Raw genomic sequence first — 20494 nt, 5'->3', positions numbered from 1 at the left:
ACCATAGTTGATAACCATATTGAATTGAAAAAACCATGAAGCAGCAGACGAATGCCCATAAACGCGTGGAGCCGCAGCAAGAGTCTTCGGCAGACCTGCTGGCCATGCTCAGGTTCCGCTACCTGAGCTACTGGCCACTGTTCGTGCTGGCCGCACTCATCGCGGCAGGAGGGGCATGGGCCTACCTGCGATACGCCACCCCGGTCTATAAGATTTCCGCATCCCTCCTCGTGAAGGACGAAGCCAAAGACCTCGACGAATCGAACATCATGAGCTCGCTCGACCTGTTCGGTTCCAAAAAGAATATCGAAAACGAAATCCAGATACTCACTTCCCGCACCCTCATCCGCGACGTGATCCGGAAGCTCGACCTGTACGGGGAACTGTACGTAAAAGGCCGGCTGAAGAACGTTTCGGTTTATGGGGAATCGTCGCCCGTGAACTTCCATTTCGTGGAGCCCTGGGCGATCCGGGACGGTCCGCCGGAATTCGTGAGCGTGGGGTACGACGATAAGAAGAAAATGGTATTGCTGAACAGCAAGCCTTATCCCATCAACGATACCGCCGGAACGCCCTGGGGCCGGATGGTGATCCGCATGCGCGACGTGGCAACGCCCATCGCCGAAGGCCAGTATTTCCTCAAACTTACCGGTGAGCGCAGCCTCACCCGGCAGATCCTCGCTAAAATGAAGATCACACCGGTATCCAAAATGGCGACGGTCATCAACCTGGAATACCTGGACGCGTTGCCATCCCGCGGCGAAGCCATCGTCAACGACCTCATCCGCGTATACAACGAAGCCGCGGTGAAGGATAAGAACCGGATGGCCGCCAGCACTATGTCTTTCGTGGAAGAACGCCTCCGCATCGTGACGCGTGAGCTGAGTGAAGTGGAAAAGGAAGTGGCGCGGTTCAAAACGAACGAAGGCATCGTCGACATCAGCGAACAAAGCAAAATGTTCCTCGGCAGCGTGCAGGAAAACGACGCCAGGCTCAACGAAGCCAATATGCAGCTCTCCGTGCTCGAGTCCATCGAAAAATATGTGTCGGGTAAAACGGAAGGCGTGAACATGGTGCCGGCCACGCTCGGCCTCAGCGATCCCGTGCTGCTGGAGCTCGTCAATAAATTATATGAAACGGAACTGGAAAAGGAAAAGCTGAAAAAGACCACCGGTGCGAACAGTCCCTCGCTGATGGCCCTCAACCGCCAGGCAGACATGCTCAAGCCCGGTATCCTGGAAAACATCCACAGCCAGCGCGCCAACCTGGAAGCGGCCAAAGCGAAACTCCTTTCCGCCAACGACCGTTTCGCCAGCATGCTGCGCAGCGTGCCCGGCAAGGAAAGGGCTTTGCTGGAAGTAAGCCGCCAGCAGGCCATCAAGAACAATATTTACACGTTCCTTTTACAGAAGCGTGAAGAAACGGCACTGGCCTATGCCGCCGCTATTTCCGACAGCCGGATCGTGGACGGGGCCGAAACTGCCGGAATCCCGGTGAGTCCCCGCAAAATGATGGTCTACGCCATCGCAGTGCTGGGGGGCATTGCGGTGGTGGCCATCTGGATCACCCTGAAAGACATGCTGAAACGCGAGATCACGTCCCGCGTGGAAATAGAGAAGGAAACTTCGGCGCCCATCGTGGCGGAGCTCCTGCACGACGACAGCAAGGAACCGCTCGTGATCTCCGACGGCCGCAGAAGCTTCGTGGCAGAGCAATTCCGCAACCTGCGGACGTCGCTCTCCTACATCGGCCTCAACGGCAATAACAAAACGCTGCTCGTAACCTCGTCCATTTCCGGGGAAGGTAAATCATTCGTGTCGCTGAACCTGGCCTCCAGCCTGTCGCTCCTGCGCAAGAAAGTAGTGCTGATGGAGTTCGACCTTCGCAAGCCCATGCTGAGCAGCATGCTGGGCGTCAGCCGCGAACCGGGGATCACCAATTACCTCGTGGGCAAAGCGCAGCTAGACGACCTGGTGCGCAAAATACCGGATAACGAAAACCTGTTCCTCATCCCGGCGGGCGTGATCCCGCCGAACCCGACGGAGCTGATCCTGAACGGCCGGCTGGAGGAACTGATCACCGAGCTGCGCGAACGGTTCGATTACATCATCATCGACTCCGCGCCTGTGGGGCTGGTGACCGACGCGCGGCTGCTCGCCCCGCTGGCCGACGCCTGCCTGTACGTGCTGCGCCACCAGGTAACGCCCCGCCAATACCTGAAACAGATCGACGAACTGTACCGCACCGGTGAAATGGGGCGCCTCAGCCTGGTGTACAACGGCGTGAAACCGCGCGGGGTGGCCAGCCACACGTACGGTTACGGATATGGATATGTGGAAGATCAGAAGAATGGCGCCAGCAAGAAACTGAAGAATATGTTCAAATAGGAAACCATAGCGGCCCGGCCGCATACACGATAGCCTTTATTGGAAACCCGGCTCGTCATGTGAATGAGGAGCGAAGCTGTTGCTTCTTCCCGCCTTTATAAATTCCACACTATGAAAACCGATTGCGATCCGTTCACCGAAAAATGCTACACTATGAAACAGGAATTGCATGCCTGGTATGCCGTGTATACCAAGGCAAAAATGGAAAAAAAGGTTGCTGATCTGTTGACCCGCAGGCGCCTTGAAATTTACTGCCCTATGAACGTTGTCGAGAAACAATGGAACGACCGGCGAAAGATGTCGGAAGAACCGCTGTTCCCGTCGTACGTATTCGTCCGCATCCCCGAAAGTATGCTGGACATCGTCCGCGAAACGGAGGGGATCGTCAACTTCGTGTATTGGCTGGGGAAACCGGCATTGATCCACGATACCGACATCGAGATGATCCGCCGGTTCATGCGCGAGCATCGGTCGGCCGCCCTGGAAAAAATACCCATGCGCGCGGCGGAGGCGGAACCGCCCAAAACCGCCAACCTGCTGTACTTCCGCGGCAGAACGCCCGAATCGGGCAGGAACAAGGCAAGAGCGGTGCTCTCCAGCCTGGGGTACGCCCTGGTGGCGGCCGTGCCTGCTCATGATCATAACGTACGCAAAGCCGATTACATCTATGCATAAATCAGACAATACAGGCATGCAGCATGTGATACTGTGCGGCGGCTCCGGAACGCGGCTCTGGCCGCTTTCGAACCGGCAGACCCCCAAGCAGCTGCTCCCCCTTTTCGACGACAGGAGCCTCCTGCAGCTGACTTACCTCCGCAACCGGTCTGCCTGCAAAGGCGTGCTGGCTATCGCAGGTGCGGCGCAGGCAGACCTTATCGCCAATCAACTGCTCGACGAAGGCGCGTCGCTCCGGTGCATCGCCGAACCGGTGGGGCGCAATACCGCGGCGGCCATCGCCATCGCGGCGTTCGTGTCGGCTCCCGCAGATATTTTGCTCATCACCCCTTCCGACCACCTCATCGGCACGCCCGACCGGTACGAAGCGGCGCTGAACGAAGCGAAACGCCTGGCGGAGGAAGATCATATCGTCACTTTCGGATTGAAGCCCGCTTACCCGGAAACCGGTTTCGGGTATATACACCATAAAGGAAATGAAGTGCTGCGTTTCGTGGAAAAGCCCGACGCCGCCACCGCCGTTTCCATGCTCGAAAGCGGGGATTTCCTCTGGAACAGCGGGATTTTCTGCGCCAGGGCTTCCGTCATGCTCGATGAATTGCAAAAGCATTCGCCCGCCATTTACCACGCGGCATCGCGCGCGGCGGCGGAACTGGTGCGCACCGGCAGCATTTCCCGCGAGGCCATGATCGACATTCCTTCCGACAGTATCGATTACGCCGTCATGGAAAAAAGCAGCCGTGTGAAAGTGGTGCCCAGCGATATGGAATGGAGCGATGTCGGCAGCTATGAAGCCCTTGCACAGGCGCTTACCGAGCAATTCCGCTACTCCAACGACCAGGCCGTTTTCATCGAAAGCGATCCGCAAAACAGTACCGTGATCGGGAAAAACAAGCTGGTGGCTTTGGTGGGGGTGGACAACATGGTGGTGGTGGATACCCCCGGCGCCCTGCTCATCATGCAAAAAGGAAAAGGACAAGTCATTAAACAATTGCATAACTGGGTGGCCGAAAACCGCCCGGAACTGCTGTAACCCGCAATCCTCCATGGAACTCAATGCTAAAATTTACATAGCCGGCCACCGGGGAATGGTGGGCGGCGCCATCAAAAGGAAACTCGAGAAAGACGGTTTCCGAAACATCATTACCCGTACCTCAGGCGAACTGGATTTGCGCCGCCAAGACCAGGTGCAGGATTTTTTCGAAACAGAGAAACCCGATTACGTGTTCCTCGCCGCGGCCAAGGTAGGCGGCATCCACGCCAACAATACCTACCGCGCGGAGTTTCTGTACGACAACCTGATGATCGCCGCGAATGTGATCCATTCGGCGTATGAAAACCGCGTATCGAAACTGATGTTCCTCGGCAGCTCGTGCATCTATCCGCGCCTGGCGCCCCAGCCCATCGCGGAAGACAGCCTGCTGACCGGTCCGCTGGAAGCCACCAACGAGCCTTACGCCATCGCCAAGATCACGGGGATCAAGCTGTGCGAGGCTTACCGGGATCAGTATGGCTGCAATTTCATCAGCGTCATGCCGACCAACCTGTATGGCATCGGCGATAATTACCATCCCGAGAATTCACACGTGCTGCCTGCGCTCATCCGCAAGTTCCACGAAGCGAAACAGGCGGGCCGGCCCACGGTAACGGTGTGGGGAACGGGAACACCGAAGCGCGAATTCCTCTACGCCGACGACCTCGCCGAAGCCTGCGTGTTCCTCATGGAAAAATACGACGGCCGCGAACTGGTGAACATCGGCGCGGGTGAAGACCTGACCATCCGCAAACTGGCGGAAACCGTCCGCGATGTGGTTTGCTTCGAAGGCGATATCGTGTTCGATACCACCAGGCCCGACGGTACGCCCCGCAAACTGATGGACGTGTCCAAACTGCACAGCCTGGGTTGGCGGCACAGCACGGACCTCCGGAGCGGCATCGCGCAGGCGTACGGGGATTTTCTCCGGAAACAGTATCAGGATATGAATGCCATGCATCAATAAAATAGCAAGACATGAAAGTAGTTGTAGTAGGAACGGGATACGTAGGATTGGTGACAGGCGCATGCCTGGCCGAAGTGGGCACCGAAGTGGTGTGTGTGGACGTAGACGCGGCGAAGATCGGCCGGCTCGAACAGGGAATCCTGCCCATTTACGAACCCGGACTGGAAGAAATCGTTGTCCGCAACCATAAGAACGGCCGCCTGAAATTCAGCACCAGCCTGGAATTCAGCATTCCCGGCGCATCCGTGGCGTTTATCGCCGTGGGAACGCCTCCCGGGGAAGACGGCGCTGCAGACCTGCGGTACGTGCTCCAGGTTGCGAAAGAGATCGGCGGCCACATGACCGCGCCCCTCGTGATCGTCACGAAGAGCACCGTGCCGGTGGGCACTGCCGTGAAAGTGAACCGCGCCGTGAAGGAAGCCCTGCAGGCCCGGGAAGCTCAGATCGATTACGACGTGGCATCCAACCCTGAATTCCTCAAGGAAGGCGCCGCCGTGGCCGATTTCATGAAGCCCGACCGCATCGTGGTGGGCGTGAACAACGAACGCGCCGCCAAAGTGCTCGAATCGCTGTACGCGCCTTTCCTGCTGAATGGCCACCCGATCCTGTTCATGGACGTGGCTTCCGCCGAAATGACCAAATACGCCGCCAACGCCATGCTGGCTACCAAGATATCGTTCATGAACGACATCGCCGGGCTGTGCGAGCTGGTGGGCGCAGATGTGAATAAGGTGCGCAAAGGCATCGGCAGCGACCCGCGCATCGGTTCCCGGTTTATTTATCCGGGTATCGGGTACGGGGGATCGTGCTTTCCGAAAGACGTGAAAGCCCTCATCCGCACGGGCCTCGAATACGACCGCAGGCTCCGCATCCTCGAAGCCGTGGAAGCCGTGAACAACGACCAGAAAAAAGTCATGTTCGACAAGATTTTCCGTCACTTCGACGGCCAACTGAAAAACAGGACCATCGCCCTGTGGGGCCTTTCCTTCAAACCAAACACGGACGACATGCGCGAAGCCCCGTCGCTGGTACTGGTGGATTCCCTCCTGGAAGCCGGCGCGAGCGTGCGGGTATTCGACCCCGTGGCCATGGTGGAAGCCCGCAAAATCCTCGGCGACCACGTGACCTGGTGCTCCGACCTCTACCATGCCGCCGAAGGCGCCGATGCCGTGGCGCTGGTAACGGAATGGAACGAATTCCGCCTGCCCGACTGGCAACGGATCTCGGCGCGGGTGCTCTTCGACGGAAGAAATATTTATGACGACGTGCAGCTGCATAAAAACGGCATCACCTATTACGGCATCGGAACCATTCAACCCACCCTTCAAAAAATGATAACCATATGAAAGTCGCATTGATTACTGGCGTTAACGGCCAGGACGGCGCATACCTCGCCGAGCTTTTACTGGAAAAAGGATATATGGTGCACGGCATCAAGCGCCGCGCATCGCTGATCAATACAGAAAGGATCGATCACCTGTACCAGGACCCTCATGAAAAAAACGTTCGCTTCAAACTGCATTACGGCGATATGACGGATTCTACCAACCTGATCCGCATCATCCAGGAAACGCAGCCCGACGAAATTTATAACCTCGCGGCCATGAGCCATGTGCGCGTGAGCTTCGATACACCGGAATATACCGCCAATGCCGACGGCATCGGAACGCTCCGCATCCTGGAAGCCCTGCGCATCCTCAAACTGGAGCAGAAAACCCGCGTGTACCAGGCCTCCACGTCCGAACTGTACGGCCTCGTACAGGAAGTGCCGCAACGCGAAACCACGCCTTTTTACCCGCGTTCTCCATATGCCGTTGCAAAAATGTACGCCTACTGGATCACGGTCAACTACCGCGAAGCCTACGGGATGTTCGCCTGCAACGGCATTCTTTTCAACCACGAATCGCCACTGCGCGGCGAAACCTTCGTCACCAGAAAGATCACCCGCGCCGCAGCTGCGATCGTACTGGGGCTGCAGGACAAGCTCTTCCTCGGTAACCTCGACGCCAAGCGCGACTGGGGCCATGCCAAGGATTATGTGGAAGCGATGTGGCGCATCCTGCAGCAGGATACGGCGGAAGATTTCGTGATCGCTACCGGCATTACGACGACCGTCCGCGATTTCGTGCGCATGGCGTTCAACGAAGTGGGCATCGAACTGGCCTTCATCGGCACCGGCGTCAACGAAACGGCCGTGGTAACGGCTTGCCGGAACAAGGAATTTATTCTTCCGGTCGGGAAGGAAGTAGTGGCGGTAGACCCGAAATATTTCCGTCCGACGGAAGTGGAGCTCCTCATCGGCGACCCCACCAAAGCCAAGACCAAACTGGGCTGGGAGCCGCAATACGATTTGCCGGCCCTCGTGAAGGAAATGATGGCGGCCGACGTGGAGCTGTTCCGGAAGAAAGACGTAGCGCATCTGGAGCATTTGATCGGATAAATTAAACAGGCATGCAGGCAGCGAACAGGGTAGTGATGAACACGGGTTTGCTGTACGGGAAAATGCTGGTGACCATCTTCATCTCCCTGTACTCCACCCGGCTTGTGCTGAGCGCACTCGGCGCCCTCGATTACGGGATTTTCAATCTCATCGCGGGGGTGATCGCCATGTTGTCTTTTCTCAATATGGCCATGACGCTTTCCACCCAGCGGTATATGTCCTACAATTTGGGAGGCGGGGATATGGAAAGGCTGAAGAAGGTATTTAACGCCAGCATTCTCCTGCACCTGCTGCTGGGGCTGGGGTTGGTGCTGTTGTTCGAAGTGGCGGGGTATTTCCTGTTCGGGCATGTGCTCAACATCCCGCCCGACCGGGTACCGGCCGCCAGGGTCATTTATCATTTCATGGTGGCCAGCGCGTTCGTTACCATTATTTCCGTGCCGTACGATGCCACCATCAACGCGCGGGAAAACATGTTGCTGGTGGCGCTTACGGGCATCGCGGAGGCATTGCTGAAACTGGTGGTGGCGCTCGCGTTGCAGCGCGCGTCCGCAGACCGGCTCATCCTTTTCTCAGGGCTCACGGCGGCCACGGCCATCGCGCTGCTGCTGTTCAAACGGGTGTACTGTTCGGTGAAATACCCGGAAAGCCGTATTAAGATCGGGCGGTATAAAGACAAAGCCCTGCTGAAGGAAATGTTTTCCTACGGCGGGTGGAACATGTTCGGCGCGGTGAGTGTGGTAACGAGGAACCAGGGCATCGCCATGGTCCTGAACGTCTTTTTCGGGACGATCGTGAACGCGGCCTACGGGATCGCCAACCAGGTGAACGCCCAGCTGAGCTTCTTTTCCGTGACGCTCATGCAGGCCCTCAACCCGCAGATCATGAAAAGCGAAGGCCAGGGCAACCGGGAACGGATGTTGAAACTGGCCATGATCGCGAGCAAGTTCTCCTTCGCGCTGCTGGCGTTCTTCGCCATCCCGCTGCTGCTGGAAACACCCTTCGTGCTGGGTTTGTGGCTGAAGGAAGTGCCGGCGTACACCATCGTTTTTTGCCGGCTGATCCTGTTGTGCACGATGGTCAATCAATTATCCGTCGGCATACAGGTAGGCGTGCAGAGCGTGGGCAAAATCAGGAAATACCAGGTGGCCGTCAGTTCCCTGCTGATGCTCAACCTCCCGGTGGCGTATCTGCTGCTGCGGATGGGATTGCCTGCATGGTCGGTGCTGGCCTCCGCATTGGGGATCGAGATCGTGACGTGCGCATACCGGGTGAAGGCAGCCGAAAAACTGATCGGATTGCCCGTGAAGACGTTCCTGGGCGGCGTGGTATTGCGGGCCGCGGGCAGCGTGCTGCTGGCGTTCTGCATCGCTTTGTTGCCCTGCCGGATGATGGACGAAGGATGGGCGCGGCTGATCGCCACGGGTGCGGCAAGCACGGCCGGACTGGCTTGTACCCTGCACTGGCTGGGCCTTTCGGCCTATGAAACCGGCAAGATCCGGGATGTGTTGACGAAGGCGCTGACGCGGATACATCCGCGGCTCGCCGTGATTAAAAAAGCTGCGTGATGAACATTATTTTCTTTACCAACATTTCAACTTTTCCGTACAACGGAGGCGAGAAGCTGCGGAGTTATTATCTCCTGAAGGCCCTCTCCGACCTCGGGCACACGGTCCATGCCGTGATCCGCAACGAGGAGGAGGCCGATCTGTCGAAATACGCACTTCCCAACGTCGCTTACCATATCCATCCGAAGAAGCCGCTCGCCGTAACGGAAAGGCTCACCGGCAGCCACTACTTCACGAAGTCGCCCGCGGTAATGGATTTGTTCGGGAAAATCTGCCGGGAGCATGACATCGACACGGCCGTGCTGGACTACGGTTACGTGGGCCATTACATCGGGTTTTTCCGCCGGCGCGGCATCCGGGTGGTACTCGGCACGCACAATGCACAACCGGAAATCTCCCGCCAGCTGCCCGCCCGCAGCCTCATCCAGAAATTCAGGAAGATGCAGCTGGTGACGCTGGAACAGTGGCACGAACGCTCCTACTTCGCGAAAGCCGATGCGGTGTTGGTGGTGAGCCATCACGACCTCGACTATCACCGCCGCTTCATCGATCCGGACAAATTGTTCCTCGTCCCCAATTTCCTCGACGAAGCCGAATATGCCCTGAAAGCCCCCCGGCAACAGCGCCTCCTCGTCATGACGGCCAATTTTACCGTGTACCAGAATTTCGAAGGGCTCCGCTGGTTCGTACAGGAAGTCTGGAACCCGGCCCTGGCAGAAAAGTTCCGGCTGCAACTCGTGGGCCGCGGCTCTCGGGAGGCTTTGCAGAAAATCACCGGCAGCACGGACTGGCAAAATATCGTGGCCCTCGGCCGGGTAGACGATGTGAAGCAATACATCGCCAGCGCCGAAGGGGTCGTGATCCCGCTCCTGCACGGCAGCGGCACACGGCTGAAGTGCCTCGAGGCCATGGCGCTCCATACTCCCGTCATTGCCACGTCGCGCGGGGTGGAAGGCGTGCTCAGCCATCATTTCATCGTGGCCGATTCCGCCGCCGATTTCAGGACGGCCCTGTTGCGGTTCGAAGGGTCGCCCCAGCGCGGAGACGCCCTGCGGGCAGATTTTATGAAGGAATACAGCGCCGCCGTGAACCGGCAGCGCCTGGCCGAAGCCATTCATTTCGCTCAACATGTACAATAAAATCAAAATAGCGCTCTACGCCTTGCTCAGCACGGTCAACGTCAACCTCGTGGGTTCCATGCGGTTGAGCGAGATCCTGCTCCTCGGCCTGGCGCCCACCGCCATCAAAAAAGACGATTTCTCCAGGTATCCGTACCTGCGGAAGATCATCCTTTCGCTGGCGCTATTGCTTTTCTTCCAGATCCTTACCGATATGGTGGTAGGCACCACTTCGCAGAACTACTTCCGCGGATGGGCTTCCATCATCATGTCCATGCTGTCTTTCCTGGTACTGTTCAAACTGTTCAACAGTTACGAAGGCATCATGATCTATCTGTTCATGATCATGGTGAAGAATATCTTCTATACAGACGATATCGTGACGTCGGACATGAGTTACTTCAAGTTCAAAATGGTGCCCATCCTGTCTTCCGCCGTGTACCTGCTCAGCGCCTATTTCTATCGCCGTGGGAACATAAAAGCGGTGATGGGCGTACTGTTCGGGTATTCGATCACCTGTGTTTCGTTCGATTCGCGCTCCACGGCGGTGGTCTTTTTCCTGTCGGCCATCATCATTTACTTCTTCAATTCGGGGCTGAAACTTACCAAAGCCAAGATCACGGTTTTCGCGATCGTCGGGCTGATAATATTCCAGGTCACGTACATGTTTTACGTAGACGCGGTCAAAGCCGGCGAATTCGGGGGCGACCATGCCCGCGCGCAGATCGGGCGGCTGGAGAACCCGTACAACCCGTTCGAGCTGTTGATGACCGGCCGTGGCGAAACCTTCGCCGCCGCTACCGCCATCGCCGACGCACCGGTGTTCGGACATGGTTCCTGGGCGAAAGACCATACCCTCAAATATTACCAGATCCTTCTCATGTTCCATGACGAGGATTTCAATGTCGAAAAAGCCTATTCGAAAGAACAGCTCATTCCCAGCCACTCGATACTCATGGGCGCGTGGATCAACTGCGGGATCGGCGGGTTTTTATCGGTATTGCTCGTCTTTTTCTTTTTGATGAAGATGGGATTCTACCTGGTCAGGAACGGGCAATCGCTGGCGCTGTACCCGGTGATCGTACTGATGACGATCGGCCTGATATGGACGTTCGCGTTCTCACCGTTCCAGCACCTGCGATTCAGCGTACCGGCCACCGGGGCCATTATCATGAGCGCGTATTACGATTTCATATATGCGGAAGAACCGGATTTTTCTGAACTCCTTTATACCAGTTAGTTGATGGAATATATTTATTACAAAGACGCAAAGGGCAATTTCGGCGACGATCTCAACGCCTGGCTGTGGCCGCAGTTCTTCGGTCCGCACAACCCCTCGTCGCCCCACGCCTTCGTGGGCATCGGGTCTATCCTGGCCTACGATTCCCCGCTTTTCCGCAACCTTTCCGGACGCCGCAAGATCGTGTTCGGGACGGGCGTAAGGCCGGGGTACCGGTCTTTCGCCTTTGGCGATGATTGGGACGTCCGGTTTTTGCGGGGGCCATTGTCTGCCCATTACTTCGGCAACGAGCACCCGTTTATCGCCGATGCGGCGTATGCACTGGGGCTTTCGGCCGATTTCGAACGCATCGCGTCTACCCCTAAAAAATACAAAGTCAGCGTGATCCCGTACTTCCGGTCACTGCCGTTCTTCGATTGGGAGAAGATATGCGCGGAACTGGGGTACCATTTCATTTCCCCTTCCGCCGAAAACGGGATCGTCCACACCCTGGAGGAGATCGCCGCGTCGGAAGTGGTGATCGCCGAAGCGATGCACGGCGCCATCATCGCCGATATCCTCCGCGTGCCCTGGAGCCGGTTCGTGCTCAGCACGCCGTTTACCGAAGGCAGCGGGGTGTCGGAATTCAAATGGATGGACTGGCTGTTTTCCATCGGGCAAACCGGCACGGATACTGCTCACATCAAGCTGTACCGCAAATCTTTCCTGCATGGCTGGCTGAAGAAGATCTCGGGGAACGTCCTCAACACGGAATTCCTCGTGAAAAGCGCCGTGCGCCAGGACCTGGTGCGGCAGCTGGCGAACATCCGGAATTTCAGCCTGTCGGCCGATAGTGCCATCAACGATATCAATAACCGGTTTTTTGAAGAAATCGCCGCCCTCAAAGCGGAACTAAATACCGTTCATCATGGCGACAGAACAATTATTTGAAGAAAAGACCGACGCGCGGACGGGCAAGGTGAAGATGTACCGCGATAACCCGCTGTATTTCCTCCGCCGGTCCAACATTTCGATCAAAAAAAGCATCCTGCTGTACCTCTATTACAGCGTGGCCGTGTGGCTGCCCGATCCGCCGCGGCCCATCGGCGGGCTTTGCCTGTCGTTCCGCACCTGGCTCGCTTCAAGGATTTTCCTGAAAGCGGGGAAAAACATCAAGGTGGGCAGGAACACCCGTTTCGGCAGCGGCGTCAACGTGCAGATCGGGGATTTTTCGGGATTGAATACGGGTGGATGGATCGGGAACGATACGGTCATCGGCAACGATGTCATGTTCGGGCCGGAAGTGGTCATCCTTTCGGGGAGCCACAATTTCGAGCGGACGGACATACCGATGCGCGAGCAGGGCGCCACACAGCGCAAGCCGGTAGTGATCGGCGATGATGTATGGATCGGCACCCGCGTCATCATTCTGCCCGGCATCACGATCGGGTCGCACAGTATCATCGGTGCGGGATCGGTGGTAACGAAAGACGTGCCCGAATATGCCATCGTGGCCGGGAACCCGGCCGTCATCAAAAAATTCAGAAAGTAATGGAAAAACTCATATCCGTCATCGTTCCCGTCTACAACGGCGAGAAGTATATCACAGACACGCTCGATAGCCTGCTCCGCCAAACCTGGCGCGGGTTTGAGCTGGTGGTGGTAGATGGCGCGTCGACCGACCGCACGCTGCAGCTCGTGGCGGAACATCCGCAAACGGTAGACGTCCTCATCTCCGAAAAAGACGAAGGCATGTACGACGCGCTCCGGAAAGGCATGGAAGCGGCTTCGGGAAAATATCTCTGCTATATCAATTCGGACGACCGCCTGCTGCCGTACGCCCTGGAGAAAGTAGTGCGCAAATTCGAGCACGGGAACTACGACCTCGTTTTCGGCGACCACAATTTCATCTCCGAAACGGGCGATATCGCGTACGCTTACAAAGGCATCAATCTCGGCTGGAAAGCCATCAGCTACCTCCGCCGTGTACCGTTCGCACAGCAAAGCGCATTCTGGACGAGAGACGCATACCGGAAAGTGGGCGGGTTCGACAAATCCATGAAGTATTCCGCCGACTCCAAGTTCCTCCTCACCCTTTGCCTCGACCCTACCACCCGGAAAGGCTACATCCCCGCGCCGCTCGGCGAGTACCGCATGCATGGGGATTCCTTTTCCGTATCGGTGACAGACAAAATGATCGCGGAACACCAGCGGATGGCCAGCGCCCTCCCCCTGAAACATGACAAACTGCGGAAATATTTCTATGAAATGATCACCAAAGTGGTGAACGCCCGCGGCATCTATAAAAAAATGACCTACAAAGGCACGAAATTCTGAAAAACGACATGAACATACTGTTTATCGTTCCAAGTTACAAACCCGCTTATATCTATGGCGGGCCCATCGTTTCCGTGGCACGGCTGGCCGAAAGCCTCGTGCAGATCGGGCACACGGTGACCGTCTATACCACCACCGCCAACGGGCCCGATGAACTGGATATGCCGCTCGACCGGCCCGTGATGATGGACGGGGTGCGCGTGCAATTCTTCCGCCGCATCACCAAAGACCATACGCATGTTTCGCCCGCGCTCTGGAAAGCGGTGTGGCACACGGTGAAGGAATACGATGCGGTGCACATCCATTCCTGGTGGAACTTCCTCATCATGGGGGTTTCCGCCATCTGCGCGATCAAAGGCATCAAACCCGTGCTGAGCCCCCGCGGCATGCTGTGCGATTACGTTTTCCAAAGTAAAAACCAGTTCAAGAAGAAACTGCTCCATCACGCCGTCGGCAAACACCTGCTTTCGCGCACGTTTCTGCACGTGACGTCTGACGTGGAATGGAACGACTGCCTGAAAATCAATACCAACTGGCGCGGCGGCCTCATCCACAACATCGTGGACCTGCCGTTCATGCCCGGGTTAGCGGCTCCGCAGCCCGAAAACCGGGAGTTTACCATCGGGTTCCTGTCGCGCGTGGACCCGAAAAAGGGCCTCGATATCCTCATCCGTGCGCTGGCCGGCGTGGAATTCCCGTTCCGGCTGAAGATCGCGGGGGCGGGAGATGCGGCTTATGAAGCGGATCTGCGTTCCCTGATCACGGAAGAAAAGTTGGAAGATAAAGTGGAATGGGCGGGATGGAAGAAAGGGGAAGCGAAGTTTGAATTCCTGGCGGACGTGGACCTTTTCGCGCTGACGTCCCACAACGAAAATTTCGCGGTAGTGGTGATCGAGTCGCTGGCTGTAGGGACGCCGGTACTGGTGAGCGAACACGTGGGCCTGAGCCGCTATGTGAAAGAGAAGCACCTGGGCTGGGTAACCACCCTGGCTATCAACGATGTGCGCGCCCGGCTTACGGAGGCGTACCGCGCAGGAAACGAGCGCCAGCGCATCCGCCGCGAAGCCATGCCCATCATCCGGACAGATTTCAATGAAGAAAAACTGGCCGCCGACTATGCGGAAATGTACCGCAACGTAGGCAGCCTTCCCTTAAAACGTGCAGCCGTATGAACCTCGCCGTTATCATATTGACCTATAACGAGTCGCTTCACCTGGCGCGCTGTCTTGAAAATATACGGCCGCTGGCGTCGGAGATCCATATCGTGGATTCCTATTCCACAGACGATACCCTTGCCATCGCGGAACGCTTTGGCGCCAAAGTGGTACAGCGGAAATGGACCAACCACGCCGAACAATGCCAGTGGGGCATGGACAATTGCGGCATCAAAGCCGACTGGGTGATGCGCCTGGATGCAGACGAATACCTCGAGCCCGCGCTCGTCAGCGAAATCCGCGAGCGGCTGGATACCATGCCGCAAAACATCACCGGGCTGTACATCCGCCGGAAAGTCCTGTTCAAAGACAAATGGATCCGCTACGGCGGGTTTTATCCCCACGTGCTGCTGCGCGTCTGGCGAAACGGCCAGGCCAGCGTGGAACAGCGGTGGATGGACGAGCACATCGTCGTCAACAGCGGCGAAACCCACATGCTGAAGGAACACATGGTCGACCATAACCTCAATTCCATCCACTGGTGGGTGAACAAGCATAATAATTACGCCGTCAAGGAAATGATCGACCTCCTCAATATCAAATACCGATTCATGGATATGGACCAGCGGCTGTTGGGGTCTACCAACGGACAGGCCCGCCGGAAGCGGTTTTTGAAGGAAAGGGTTTATGCCGCCATTCCGCCGGGCGGCCGTGCGCTCCTGTATTTCTGCTACCGTTATTTCGTGCGGCTCGGGTTCCTCGACGGGTATCGCGGGTTTATATTCCATTTCATGCAGGGATACTGGTACCGGTTGCTGGTAGATGTGAATGTGAAGGAATTCGAAGCCAAGCTGGCGGGAGACACCAGTGCGGCCAAACTGAAAGAAATTTTGAAAAATGATTACAACATCGCGATCTGAAGCCGTAAAGTCAGACCTGTCGAAGTTCCGGACCGGTGATTATGTAGCCGGCCCTAAATGGAAAGTGCTGACCTGGTATTTCGTGAACTACTGGATCTTCTACAGCGCGCTCCCCTGGCCGTACGGCTTCAAGGCAAAGCTGCTGCGGATGTTCGGCGCAAAAGTGGGGCGCGGGCTGGTGATCAAGACGAAAGTGCGGATCAAGAACCCCTGGCGGCTGGCCATCGGCGATCATGTATGGATCGGTGAGGATGTGTGGATCGATAACCTGGAAAACGTGGCCATCGGCAGCAACGTCTGCATTTCGCAGGGCGCCCTGCTGTTGACGGGCAATCACGACTACACTGCACATGATTTCCCGTACCGCCTCGGCCGCATCGACCTGGAAGACGGCGCCTGGGTGGGCGCAAGATCGGTGGTTTGCCCGGGCGTCAGGCTCGGCAGTCACGCCATCCTTACCGTGAATTCCGTGGCCTCCCGCAGCATAGCGCCCTGGGAGATCCATGCGGGGAACCCGGCGCAGTACGTCCGCGATCGTGTGATGAAAAAATAGAAAGACATGCCCAAAAGATTGTTGCTCATAGGAGGAAATTATGCGCCCGAGCCCACCGGCATCGGGAAATTCAACGGCGAGATGATCGGCTGGCTGGTGAACAACGGGTATGAATGCACCGTGATCACCACCTATCCGTATTATCCGCAATGGAAAGTGCAGGAACCCTACGCCCGGAAAGCCCGGTGGTTCCGCAGGGAAACTTCTCACAACGGAAAACTGACCGTGTACCGCTGTCCGCAGTACGTGCCGGCAAACCCCAGCGGCAAAAAGCGCATGATGATGGACGTCACCTTTGCCATGGCCGCCTTTGCACAGCTGTTGCGCATCCTGCCGGCGAAGAAATACGATTACGTCATGAGCGTAGTGCCCTCGTTCCACCTGGGATTGCTGGCGCTGCTGTATAAAAAATTCCGCGGCGCGGAGGCGCTGTACCATATCCAGGATTTGCAGATCGACGCCGCCCGCGATCTCAATATGATCCGCAGCGGCAAAATGATCAACGCCATGCTGAAACTCGAAAAGTTCATCCTCCGGGAATCGGACTGCGTGTCCAGCATTTCCGACGGCATGATCCGGCAGATCAGCGGCAAGCTGGACCGGCGAATCGAACTGTTCCCCAATTGGGCGGATGTGGACAAATTTCATCCTTTGCCCGGGAGAATGGCGCTGAAGGAAGCATTCGGTTTTCGGCCGGATGATAAAGTGGTGCTGTATTCCGGCGCGATCGGCGAAAAACAGGGCCTGGAATCCATTTTGCACGCCGCCGCTTCGCTGGAAGACAGGGAAGATGTGCAGTTCGTCATCTGCGGCTCCGGCCCGTACCGGGAAAAGCTGCACGGGAAAGCCCTCTCCATGGGGTTGAAGCGCGTTCACTTTTTACCGCTCCAGCCGTTCGAACAGTTCAACCGTTTTCTCAATATGGCCGATCTGCACCTCGTAATCCAGAAATCCGGCGCGTCCGATCTCGTGATGCCCTCCAAACTCACCGCCATCCTGGCCGTAGGCGGACTGTCGCTCGTAACGGCCAATCCCGGATCGAGTTTGTACGACGTGGTGCAGCATTACCAGCTGGGGATCATCGTGCCGGCCGAAAACCAGGAAGCCCTCAATGCCGGGATCCGGAAGGCCGTGTCGGAAGACCATGCCGGCATGCGCGGCAACGCCAGGTCGTACGCCGTGGAGTATTTGTCCATCGATAAAGTAATGGGCCGATTTGAAGCCAATGTTTTAAAAAATTAGTCATGCTGAACCGGTATCTGAAAATATTCCTCATCCAGATTTTCGTCCTGGATTTCATTTGCCTCAACGGGCTCTTCTTCCTTGCCGGGATGGGATTGCGGCAATACGACCTGCAAACGCACCAGGGGGCAGACGCTTTCCTGCTGGTGTCGAACATCGCCTGGGTAATTGCCCTGTATACTTCGGGACTGCATTCCATGAGCAGTACGCTGTCGTATGAGAAAATGGCGCGGAAGACGGCGAAATCGGTGTTGATGTATTTGCTCATCCTGCTGGGGTTCCTGTTCCTGTATCAACATCTTTACAGCCGGTTTTTCGTATTGATGTATTGCTCGCTCTTCATCGCCACGGTGGTGCTGGACCGGCTGCTGTTTTACTGGATAACGAATCATATCCGCCGCAGGAAAGGGATCGAGCGGAAAATGGTGATCCTCGGCTATAACGAAATGTCGAAAAAACTGGCGAACAACCTGCTGGCCGAAAAAAGCAATCTCCGTTTCGAAGGGTATTTCGAAGAATACAGCAAGGTGCAGGAACTGTCGTTCTTCCCGGTGATCGGGAACCTGCAGGATTGCGTGCCCTACGCGCGGGAAAACAATATCCGCGAAATTTATTCCACGCTTTCCCCCGAACAGTTCCCGTATCTCTACACGCTGGCGTACGAGGCGGAACAGCATTTCATCCATTTCCGGTTCGTCCCGGATTTTAAGATGTTCGTGAACCGGCAGATCCATGTCGACTATTTCAACAACATCCCCATCATCAGCCTGCGTTCCGAACCGCTGGACGATATCGCCAACCGCATTCGCAAGCGCATTTTCGACCTGGTCTTCAGTTCGCTGGTCTGCCTGTTCCTGCTCAGTTGGCTCATTCCCTTGCTGGCGCTGCTGATCAGGCTGGAGTCGAAAGGACCGGTATTTTTTGTGCAGCACCGCACTGGGCGTAATAATAAAACGTTCCGATGCCTCAAAATGCGCAGCATGTACGTGAACAACGATGCCAACTCGAAGCAGGCCACGCGCAACGACAAGCGGTTTACCCGCATCGGCCGCATCCTCCGGAAAACGAACCTCGACGAAATGCCGCAGTTCTTCAACGTGCTGCTGGGCGATATGTCGGTGGTGGGGCCGCGCCCGCACATGCTGAAGCATACCGAAGAATATTCCTCGATCATCAAACAGTATATGGTCCGCCACTTCCTGAAGCCCGGCATCACCGGGTGGGCGCAGGTGAACGGTTACCGGGGCGAGATCACGGAAGATGTGCACCTGCGCAAGCGTGTGGAGCATGATATTTGGTACATGGAAAACTGGTCTGTTTACCTGGACCTCCGCATCATATTTTTAACCGTGGCAAACACATTGAAAGGAGAAAAGAATGCATTTTGACGTATTGAAGCACGATATCCACTCCCATTTGCTGCCCGGGCTGGACGATGGCGTGCAAGACCTTGAAACCGCCCTGGCGTTCATCCGGCAGCTATCGGAACTGGGCTACACCCATCTTACGACTACGCCCCACATCATGTGCGGGGTGTACAATAACGGGGCAGACACGATCAACCCGAAGCTGGACGAAGTGCGGGAAGCGGTGCATAAAGCCGGCATTCCTGTGGAAATGGACGCCGGTGCGGAATACCTGATGGACGATTATTTCGAATCGCTCCTCGAAGACCGCGAGCCGCTGATGACGATCGGCGGGAACCTCGTGCTGGTAGAGTTTTCGTGGGTGGGCTTGCCGGCCGGCTTCCGGAATACGTTCTTCAATATGAAAATGGCCGGATACGAGCCCGTGCTCGCCCATCCGGAGCGTTACCATTACCTGCACAAGGATTTCGATGTGTATCGCGAAGTACATGCCACCGGCGTGCGGCTGCAGGCCAACTTGCTGTCGTTTACCGGTTATTACGGAAGCCGGGTGCAGGCGGCGGCCTTGCAACTGGCGGAAGAAGGATTGCTCGATTTCGCGGGAACGGATTTGCATCATCAGCGCCATTTGCAGGCGCTCACGCAGTTCAATTTCCGGAAAGTGTTAGAGAAAATGTTGGCTGTCAACAATTTAAGAAATGCTTTGTTATAATCTTTAACGCGCAGATATCGTTTTTCTTTTCAGGAAAAACATTAATTTGTATCAAGTAGGGCATAAAAACCGCTGCTGCCGCAGGTATCTTTATTTTGAAACTGACTACAAAAACCAAGGGGCTAACAATGAAATCTTCCACCGGAATACGCGACCTCCCGGCCGATAAATGGTTAATCAACGATGTGTTTCATGAGCTGCGGAGTATGCTGTCGGCTATTTTGAGCAGTGTGGAGCTGATTGAAATGTATGCCGCCAAGCCTGACTCCGGCGGGCGCATCAGCCGGCAGGCGGGCTCCATCAAGTTGCAGGTCATGGAGCTGGAATTTCAGCTGCAGAACGTAAAAGTGATACAGGACATGCTGAACGCGTCGCAGGTCATCCATCGCAGTCATTTTAATATTGTACCTATGCTGGAGCAGTTGGTGGAAGATGAGCGGTATGCGCATATTTTCCCGACGCGCGTTGCCTTCGATATGAACGACGATCGGGAGATCGCGTTCGCAGACGAGCAGTTGCTTCGCCAAACGGTGCTGAACGTGGCCTGGTGCCTGAACCGCAACGCGGCCCCGGGCGCAACGCCGGAACTGAGGTTTTCGGTGAACGGCGAATATTTCGAGCTGACGGGCACATTGCCCGCGCCTGGCCGCCCGGCGCTGGACCAGCGGATGTGCCGGCTCATCGGGTACCTCGCCGAATTGCAGGGTGGCACTTTCGAGCTGAATGAAGCGGAAGGCACGCTGGCGGTGAAAGTACCGGTTTAATCTGTCTGGTTAGTTTGAGTATAGCGAGAGGCGCTCCG

At 56.4% G+C, this 20494-nt stretch carries 18 protein-coding genes and 1 pseudogene; all 19 read left to right on the top strand.

What is annotated here, in order from left to right:
* The first annotated feature begins 35 nt into the window (after nt 1-35).
* The 19 genes and pseudogenes from EJ361_RS12430 to EJ361_RS12340 all read left to right on the top strand — a co-directional run bounded on the left by EJ361_RS12430 (nt 36) and on the right by EJ361_RS12340 (nt 20456).
* On the top strand, nt 36-2387 hold the full coding sequence (locus EJ361_RS12430) for a GumC family protein (protein WP_126245939.1): 2352 nt from the start codon (nt 36-38) through the stop codon (nt 2385-2387).
* Between the two features lie 63 nt (nt 2388-2450).
* Entirely contained in the window at nt 2451-3062 is a 612-nt protein-coding gene (nusG, locus tag EJ361_RS12425; RefSeq protein WP_126245938.1) for a transcription termination/antitermination protein NusG, read from the top strand.
* The gene (locus tag EJ361_RS12420; RefSeq protein ID WP_164714203.1) at nt 3055-4095 is read left to right on the top strand and encodes a mannose-1-phosphate guanylyltransferase; all 1041 of its coding nucleotides are present in this window, start codon (nt 3055-3057) and stop codon (nt 4093-4095) included. Before nusG ends, EJ361_RS12420 begins: the two co-directional genes overlap by 8 nt.
* Nucleotides 4096-4108: 13 nt before the next feature.
* A complete protein-coding gene (gene fcl, locus EJ361_RS12415; RefSeq protein WP_126245936.1) occupies nt 4109-5062 on the top strand; it encodes a GDP-L-fucose synthase in 954 nt (317 codons plus the stop codon).
* A gap of 11 nt (nt 5063-5073) precedes the next feature.
* Nucleotides 5074-6408 carry a UDP-glucose dehydrogenase family protein gene (locus tag EJ361_RS12410; RefSeq protein WP_126245935.1) on the top strand — a complete coding sequence of 445 codons (1335 nt, stop codon included), beginning with the start codon at nt 5074-5076 and terminating at the stop codon, nt 6406-6408.
* Complete coding sequence (gmd, locus tag EJ361_RS12405; protein WP_126245934.1) at nt 6405-7502, top strand: GDP-mannose 4,6-dehydratase; 1098 nt, start codon at nt 6405-6407, stop codon at nt 7500-7502. Before EJ361_RS12410 ends, gmd begins: the two co-directional genes overlap by 4 nt.
* An 11-nt stretch (nt 7503-7513) precedes the next feature.
* Nucleotides 7514-9070, top strand: a complete 1557-nt coding sequence (locus EJ361_RS12400; protein WP_126245933.1) for an MATE family efflux transporter — start codon at nt 7514-7516, stop codon at nt 9068-9070.
* Nucleotides 9070-10209, top strand: coding sequence for a glycosyltransferase family 4 protein (locus tag EJ361_RS12395; RefSeq protein ID WP_126245932.1), 1140 nt, complete (start codon nt 9070-9072; stop codon nt 10207-10209). The genes EJ361_RS12400 and EJ361_RS12395 overlap by 1 nt, the downstream gene beginning before the upstream one ends.
* The gene (locus EJ361_RS12390) at nt 10199-11428 is read left to right on the top strand and encodes a hypothetical protein (protein ID WP_126245931.1); all 1230 of its coding nucleotides are present in this window, start codon (nt 10199-10201) and stop codon (nt 11426-11428) included. Before EJ361_RS12395 ends, EJ361_RS12390 begins: the two co-directional genes overlap by 11 nt.
* A gap of 3 nt (nt 11429-11431) precedes the next feature.
* Nucleotides 11432-12358 carry a polysaccharide pyruvyl transferase gene (locus EJ361_RS12385; RefSeq protein WP_126245930.1) on the top strand — a complete coding sequence of 309 codons (927 nt, stop codon included), beginning with the start codon at nt 11432-11434 and terminating at the stop codon, nt 12356-12358.
* Nucleotides 12359-12794: 436 nt separating this feature from the next.
* Nucleotides 12795-12935: pseudogene (locus tag EJ361_RS26150) on the top strand (DapH/DapD/GlmU-related protein); the annotation flags it as partial.
* Between the two features lie 23 nt (nt 12936-12958).
* Complete coding sequence (locus tag EJ361_RS12375) at nt 12959-13744, top strand: glycosyltransferase family 2 protein (RefSeq protein WP_126245929.1); 786 nt, start codon at nt 12959-12961, stop codon at nt 13742-13744.
* 8 nt (nt 13745-13752) lie between these two features.
* A complete protein-coding gene (locus tag EJ361_RS12370; protein ID WP_126245928.1) occupies nt 13753-14916 on the top strand; it encodes an XrtY-associated glycosyltransferase XYAG1 in 1164 nt (387 codons plus the stop codon).
* Nucleotides 14913-15818 (top strand): glycosyltransferase family 2 protein, encoded by a 906-nt coding sequence (locus tag EJ361_RS12365; protein WP_126245927.1) that lies wholly within the window; start codon nt 14913-14915, stop codon nt 15816-15818. The genes EJ361_RS12370 and EJ361_RS12365 overlap by 4 nt, the downstream gene beginning before the upstream one ends.
* On the top strand, nt 15796-16371 hold the full coding sequence (locus EJ361_RS12360; RefSeq protein ID WP_126245926.1) for a WcaF family extracellular polysaccharide biosynthesis acetyltransferase: 576 nt from the start codon (nt 15796-15798) through the stop codon (nt 16369-16371). The genes EJ361_RS12365 and EJ361_RS12360 overlap by 23 nt, the downstream gene beginning before the upstream one ends.
* A 6-nt stretch (nt 16372-16377) precedes the next feature.
* Nucleotides 16378-17613 carry a WcaI family glycosyltransferase gene (locus EJ361_RS12355; protein ID WP_126245925.1) on the top strand — a complete coding sequence of 412 codons (1236 nt, stop codon included), beginning with the start codon at nt 16378-16380 and terminating at the stop codon, nt 17611-17613.
* Between the two features lie 2 nt (nt 17614-17615).
* A complete protein-coding gene (locus EJ361_RS12350) occupies nt 17616-19001 on the top strand; it encodes an undecaprenyl-phosphate glucose phosphotransferase (protein ID WP_126245924.1) in 1386 nt (461 codons plus the stop codon).
* Nucleotides 18991-19692 (top strand): tyrosine-protein phosphatase, encoded by a 702-nt coding sequence (locus tag EJ361_RS12345; RefSeq protein WP_126245923.1) that lies wholly within the window; start codon nt 18991-18993, stop codon nt 19690-19692. Before EJ361_RS12350 ends, EJ361_RS12345 begins: the two co-directional genes overlap by 11 nt.
* 128 nt (nt 19693-19820) lie before the next feature.
* Nucleotides 19821-20456: a histidine kinase gene (locus EJ361_RS12340; RefSeq protein ID WP_126245922.1), complete on the top strand. Its 636-nt coding sequence runs from the start codon at nt 19821-19823 to the stop codon at nt 20454-20456.
* Nucleotides 20457-20494 lie beyond the last annotated feature (38 nt).

Origin of the sequence: Chitinophaga rhizosphaerae (assembly GCF_003958645.1) — a bacterium.
In the GTDB taxonomy this organism is placed as follows: domain Bacteria; phylum Bacteroidota; class Bacteroidia; order Chitinophagales; family Chitinophagaceae; genus Chitinophaga; species Chitinophaga rhizosphaerae.
Note: the sequence above shows the minus strand (reverse complement) of the source record. Positions and strands in the feature narration are given on the sequence as shown.

What these genes read in the sequence shown, in the direction of transcription:
- EJ361_RS12430 (WP_126245939.1), top strand. Translation starts at nt 36, where the DNA reads ATGAAGCAGCAGACGAATGCCCATAAACGCGTGGAGCCGCAGCAAGAG.
- nusG (WP_126245938.1), top strand. Translation starts at nt 2,451, where the DNA reads ATGAGGAGCGAAGCTGTTGCTTCTTCCCGCCTTTATAAATTCCACACT.
- EJ361_RS12420 (WP_164714203.1), top strand. Translation starts at nt 3,055, where the DNA reads ATGCATAAATCAGACAATACAGGCATGCAGCATGTGATACTGTGCGGC.
- fcl (WP_126245936.1), top strand. Translation starts at nt 4,109, where the DNA reads ATGGAACTCAATGCTAAAATTTACATAGCCGGCCACCGGGGAATGGTG.
- EJ361_RS12410 (WP_126245935.1), top strand. Translation starts at nt 5,074, where the DNA reads ATGAAAGTAGTTGTAGTAGGAACGGGATACGTAGGATTGGTGACAGGC.
- gmd (WP_126245934.1), top strand. Translation starts at nt 6,405, where the DNA reads ATGAAAGTCGCATTGATTACTGGCGTTAACGGCCAGGACGGCGCATAC.
- EJ361_RS12400 (WP_126245933.1), top strand. Translation starts at nt 7,514, where the DNA reads ATGCAGGCAGCGAACAGGGTAGTGATGAACACGGGTTTGCTGTACGGG.
- EJ361_RS12395 (WP_126245932.1), top strand. Translation starts at nt 9,070, where the DNA reads ATGAACATTATTTTCTTTACCAACATTTCAACTTTTCCGTACAACGGA.
- EJ361_RS12390 (WP_126245931.1), top strand. Translation starts at nt 10,199, where the DNA reads ATGTACAATAAAATCAAAATAGCGCTCTACGCCTTGCTCAGCACGGTC.
- EJ361_RS12385 (WP_126245930.1), top strand. Translation starts at nt 11,432, where the DNA reads ATGGAATATATTTATTACAAAGACGCAAAGGGCAATTTCGGCGACGAT.
- EJ361_RS12375 (WP_126245929.1), top strand. Translation starts at nt 12,959, where the DNA reads ATGGAAAAACTCATATCCGTCATCGTTCCCGTCTACAACGGCGAGAAG.
- EJ361_RS12370 (WP_126245928.1), top strand. Translation starts at nt 13,753, where the DNA reads ATGAACATACTGTTTATCGTTCCAAGTTACAAACCCGCTTATATCTAT.
- EJ361_RS12365 (WP_126245927.1), top strand. Translation starts at nt 14,913, where the DNA reads ATGAACCTCGCCGTTATCATATTGACCTATAACGAGTCGCTTCACCTG.
- EJ361_RS12360 (WP_126245926.1), top strand. Translation starts at nt 15,796, where the DNA reads ATGATTACAACATCGCGATCTGAAGCCGTAAAGTCAGACCTGTCGAAG.
- EJ361_RS12355 (WP_126245925.1), top strand. Translation starts at nt 16,378, where the DNA reads ATGCCCAAAAGATTGTTGCTCATAGGAGGAAATTATGCGCCCGAGCCC.
- EJ361_RS12350 (WP_126245924.1), top strand. Translation starts at nt 17,616, where the DNA reads ATGCTGAACCGGTATCTGAAAATATTCCTCATCCAGATTTTCGTCCTG.
- EJ361_RS12345 (WP_126245923.1), top strand. Translation starts at nt 18,991, where the DNA reads ATGCATTTTGACGTATTGAAGCACGATATCCACTCCCATTTGCTGCCC.
- EJ361_RS12340 (WP_126245922.1), top strand. Translation starts at nt 19,821, where the DNA reads ATGAAATCTTCCACCGGAATACGCGACCTCCCGGCCGATAAATGGTTA.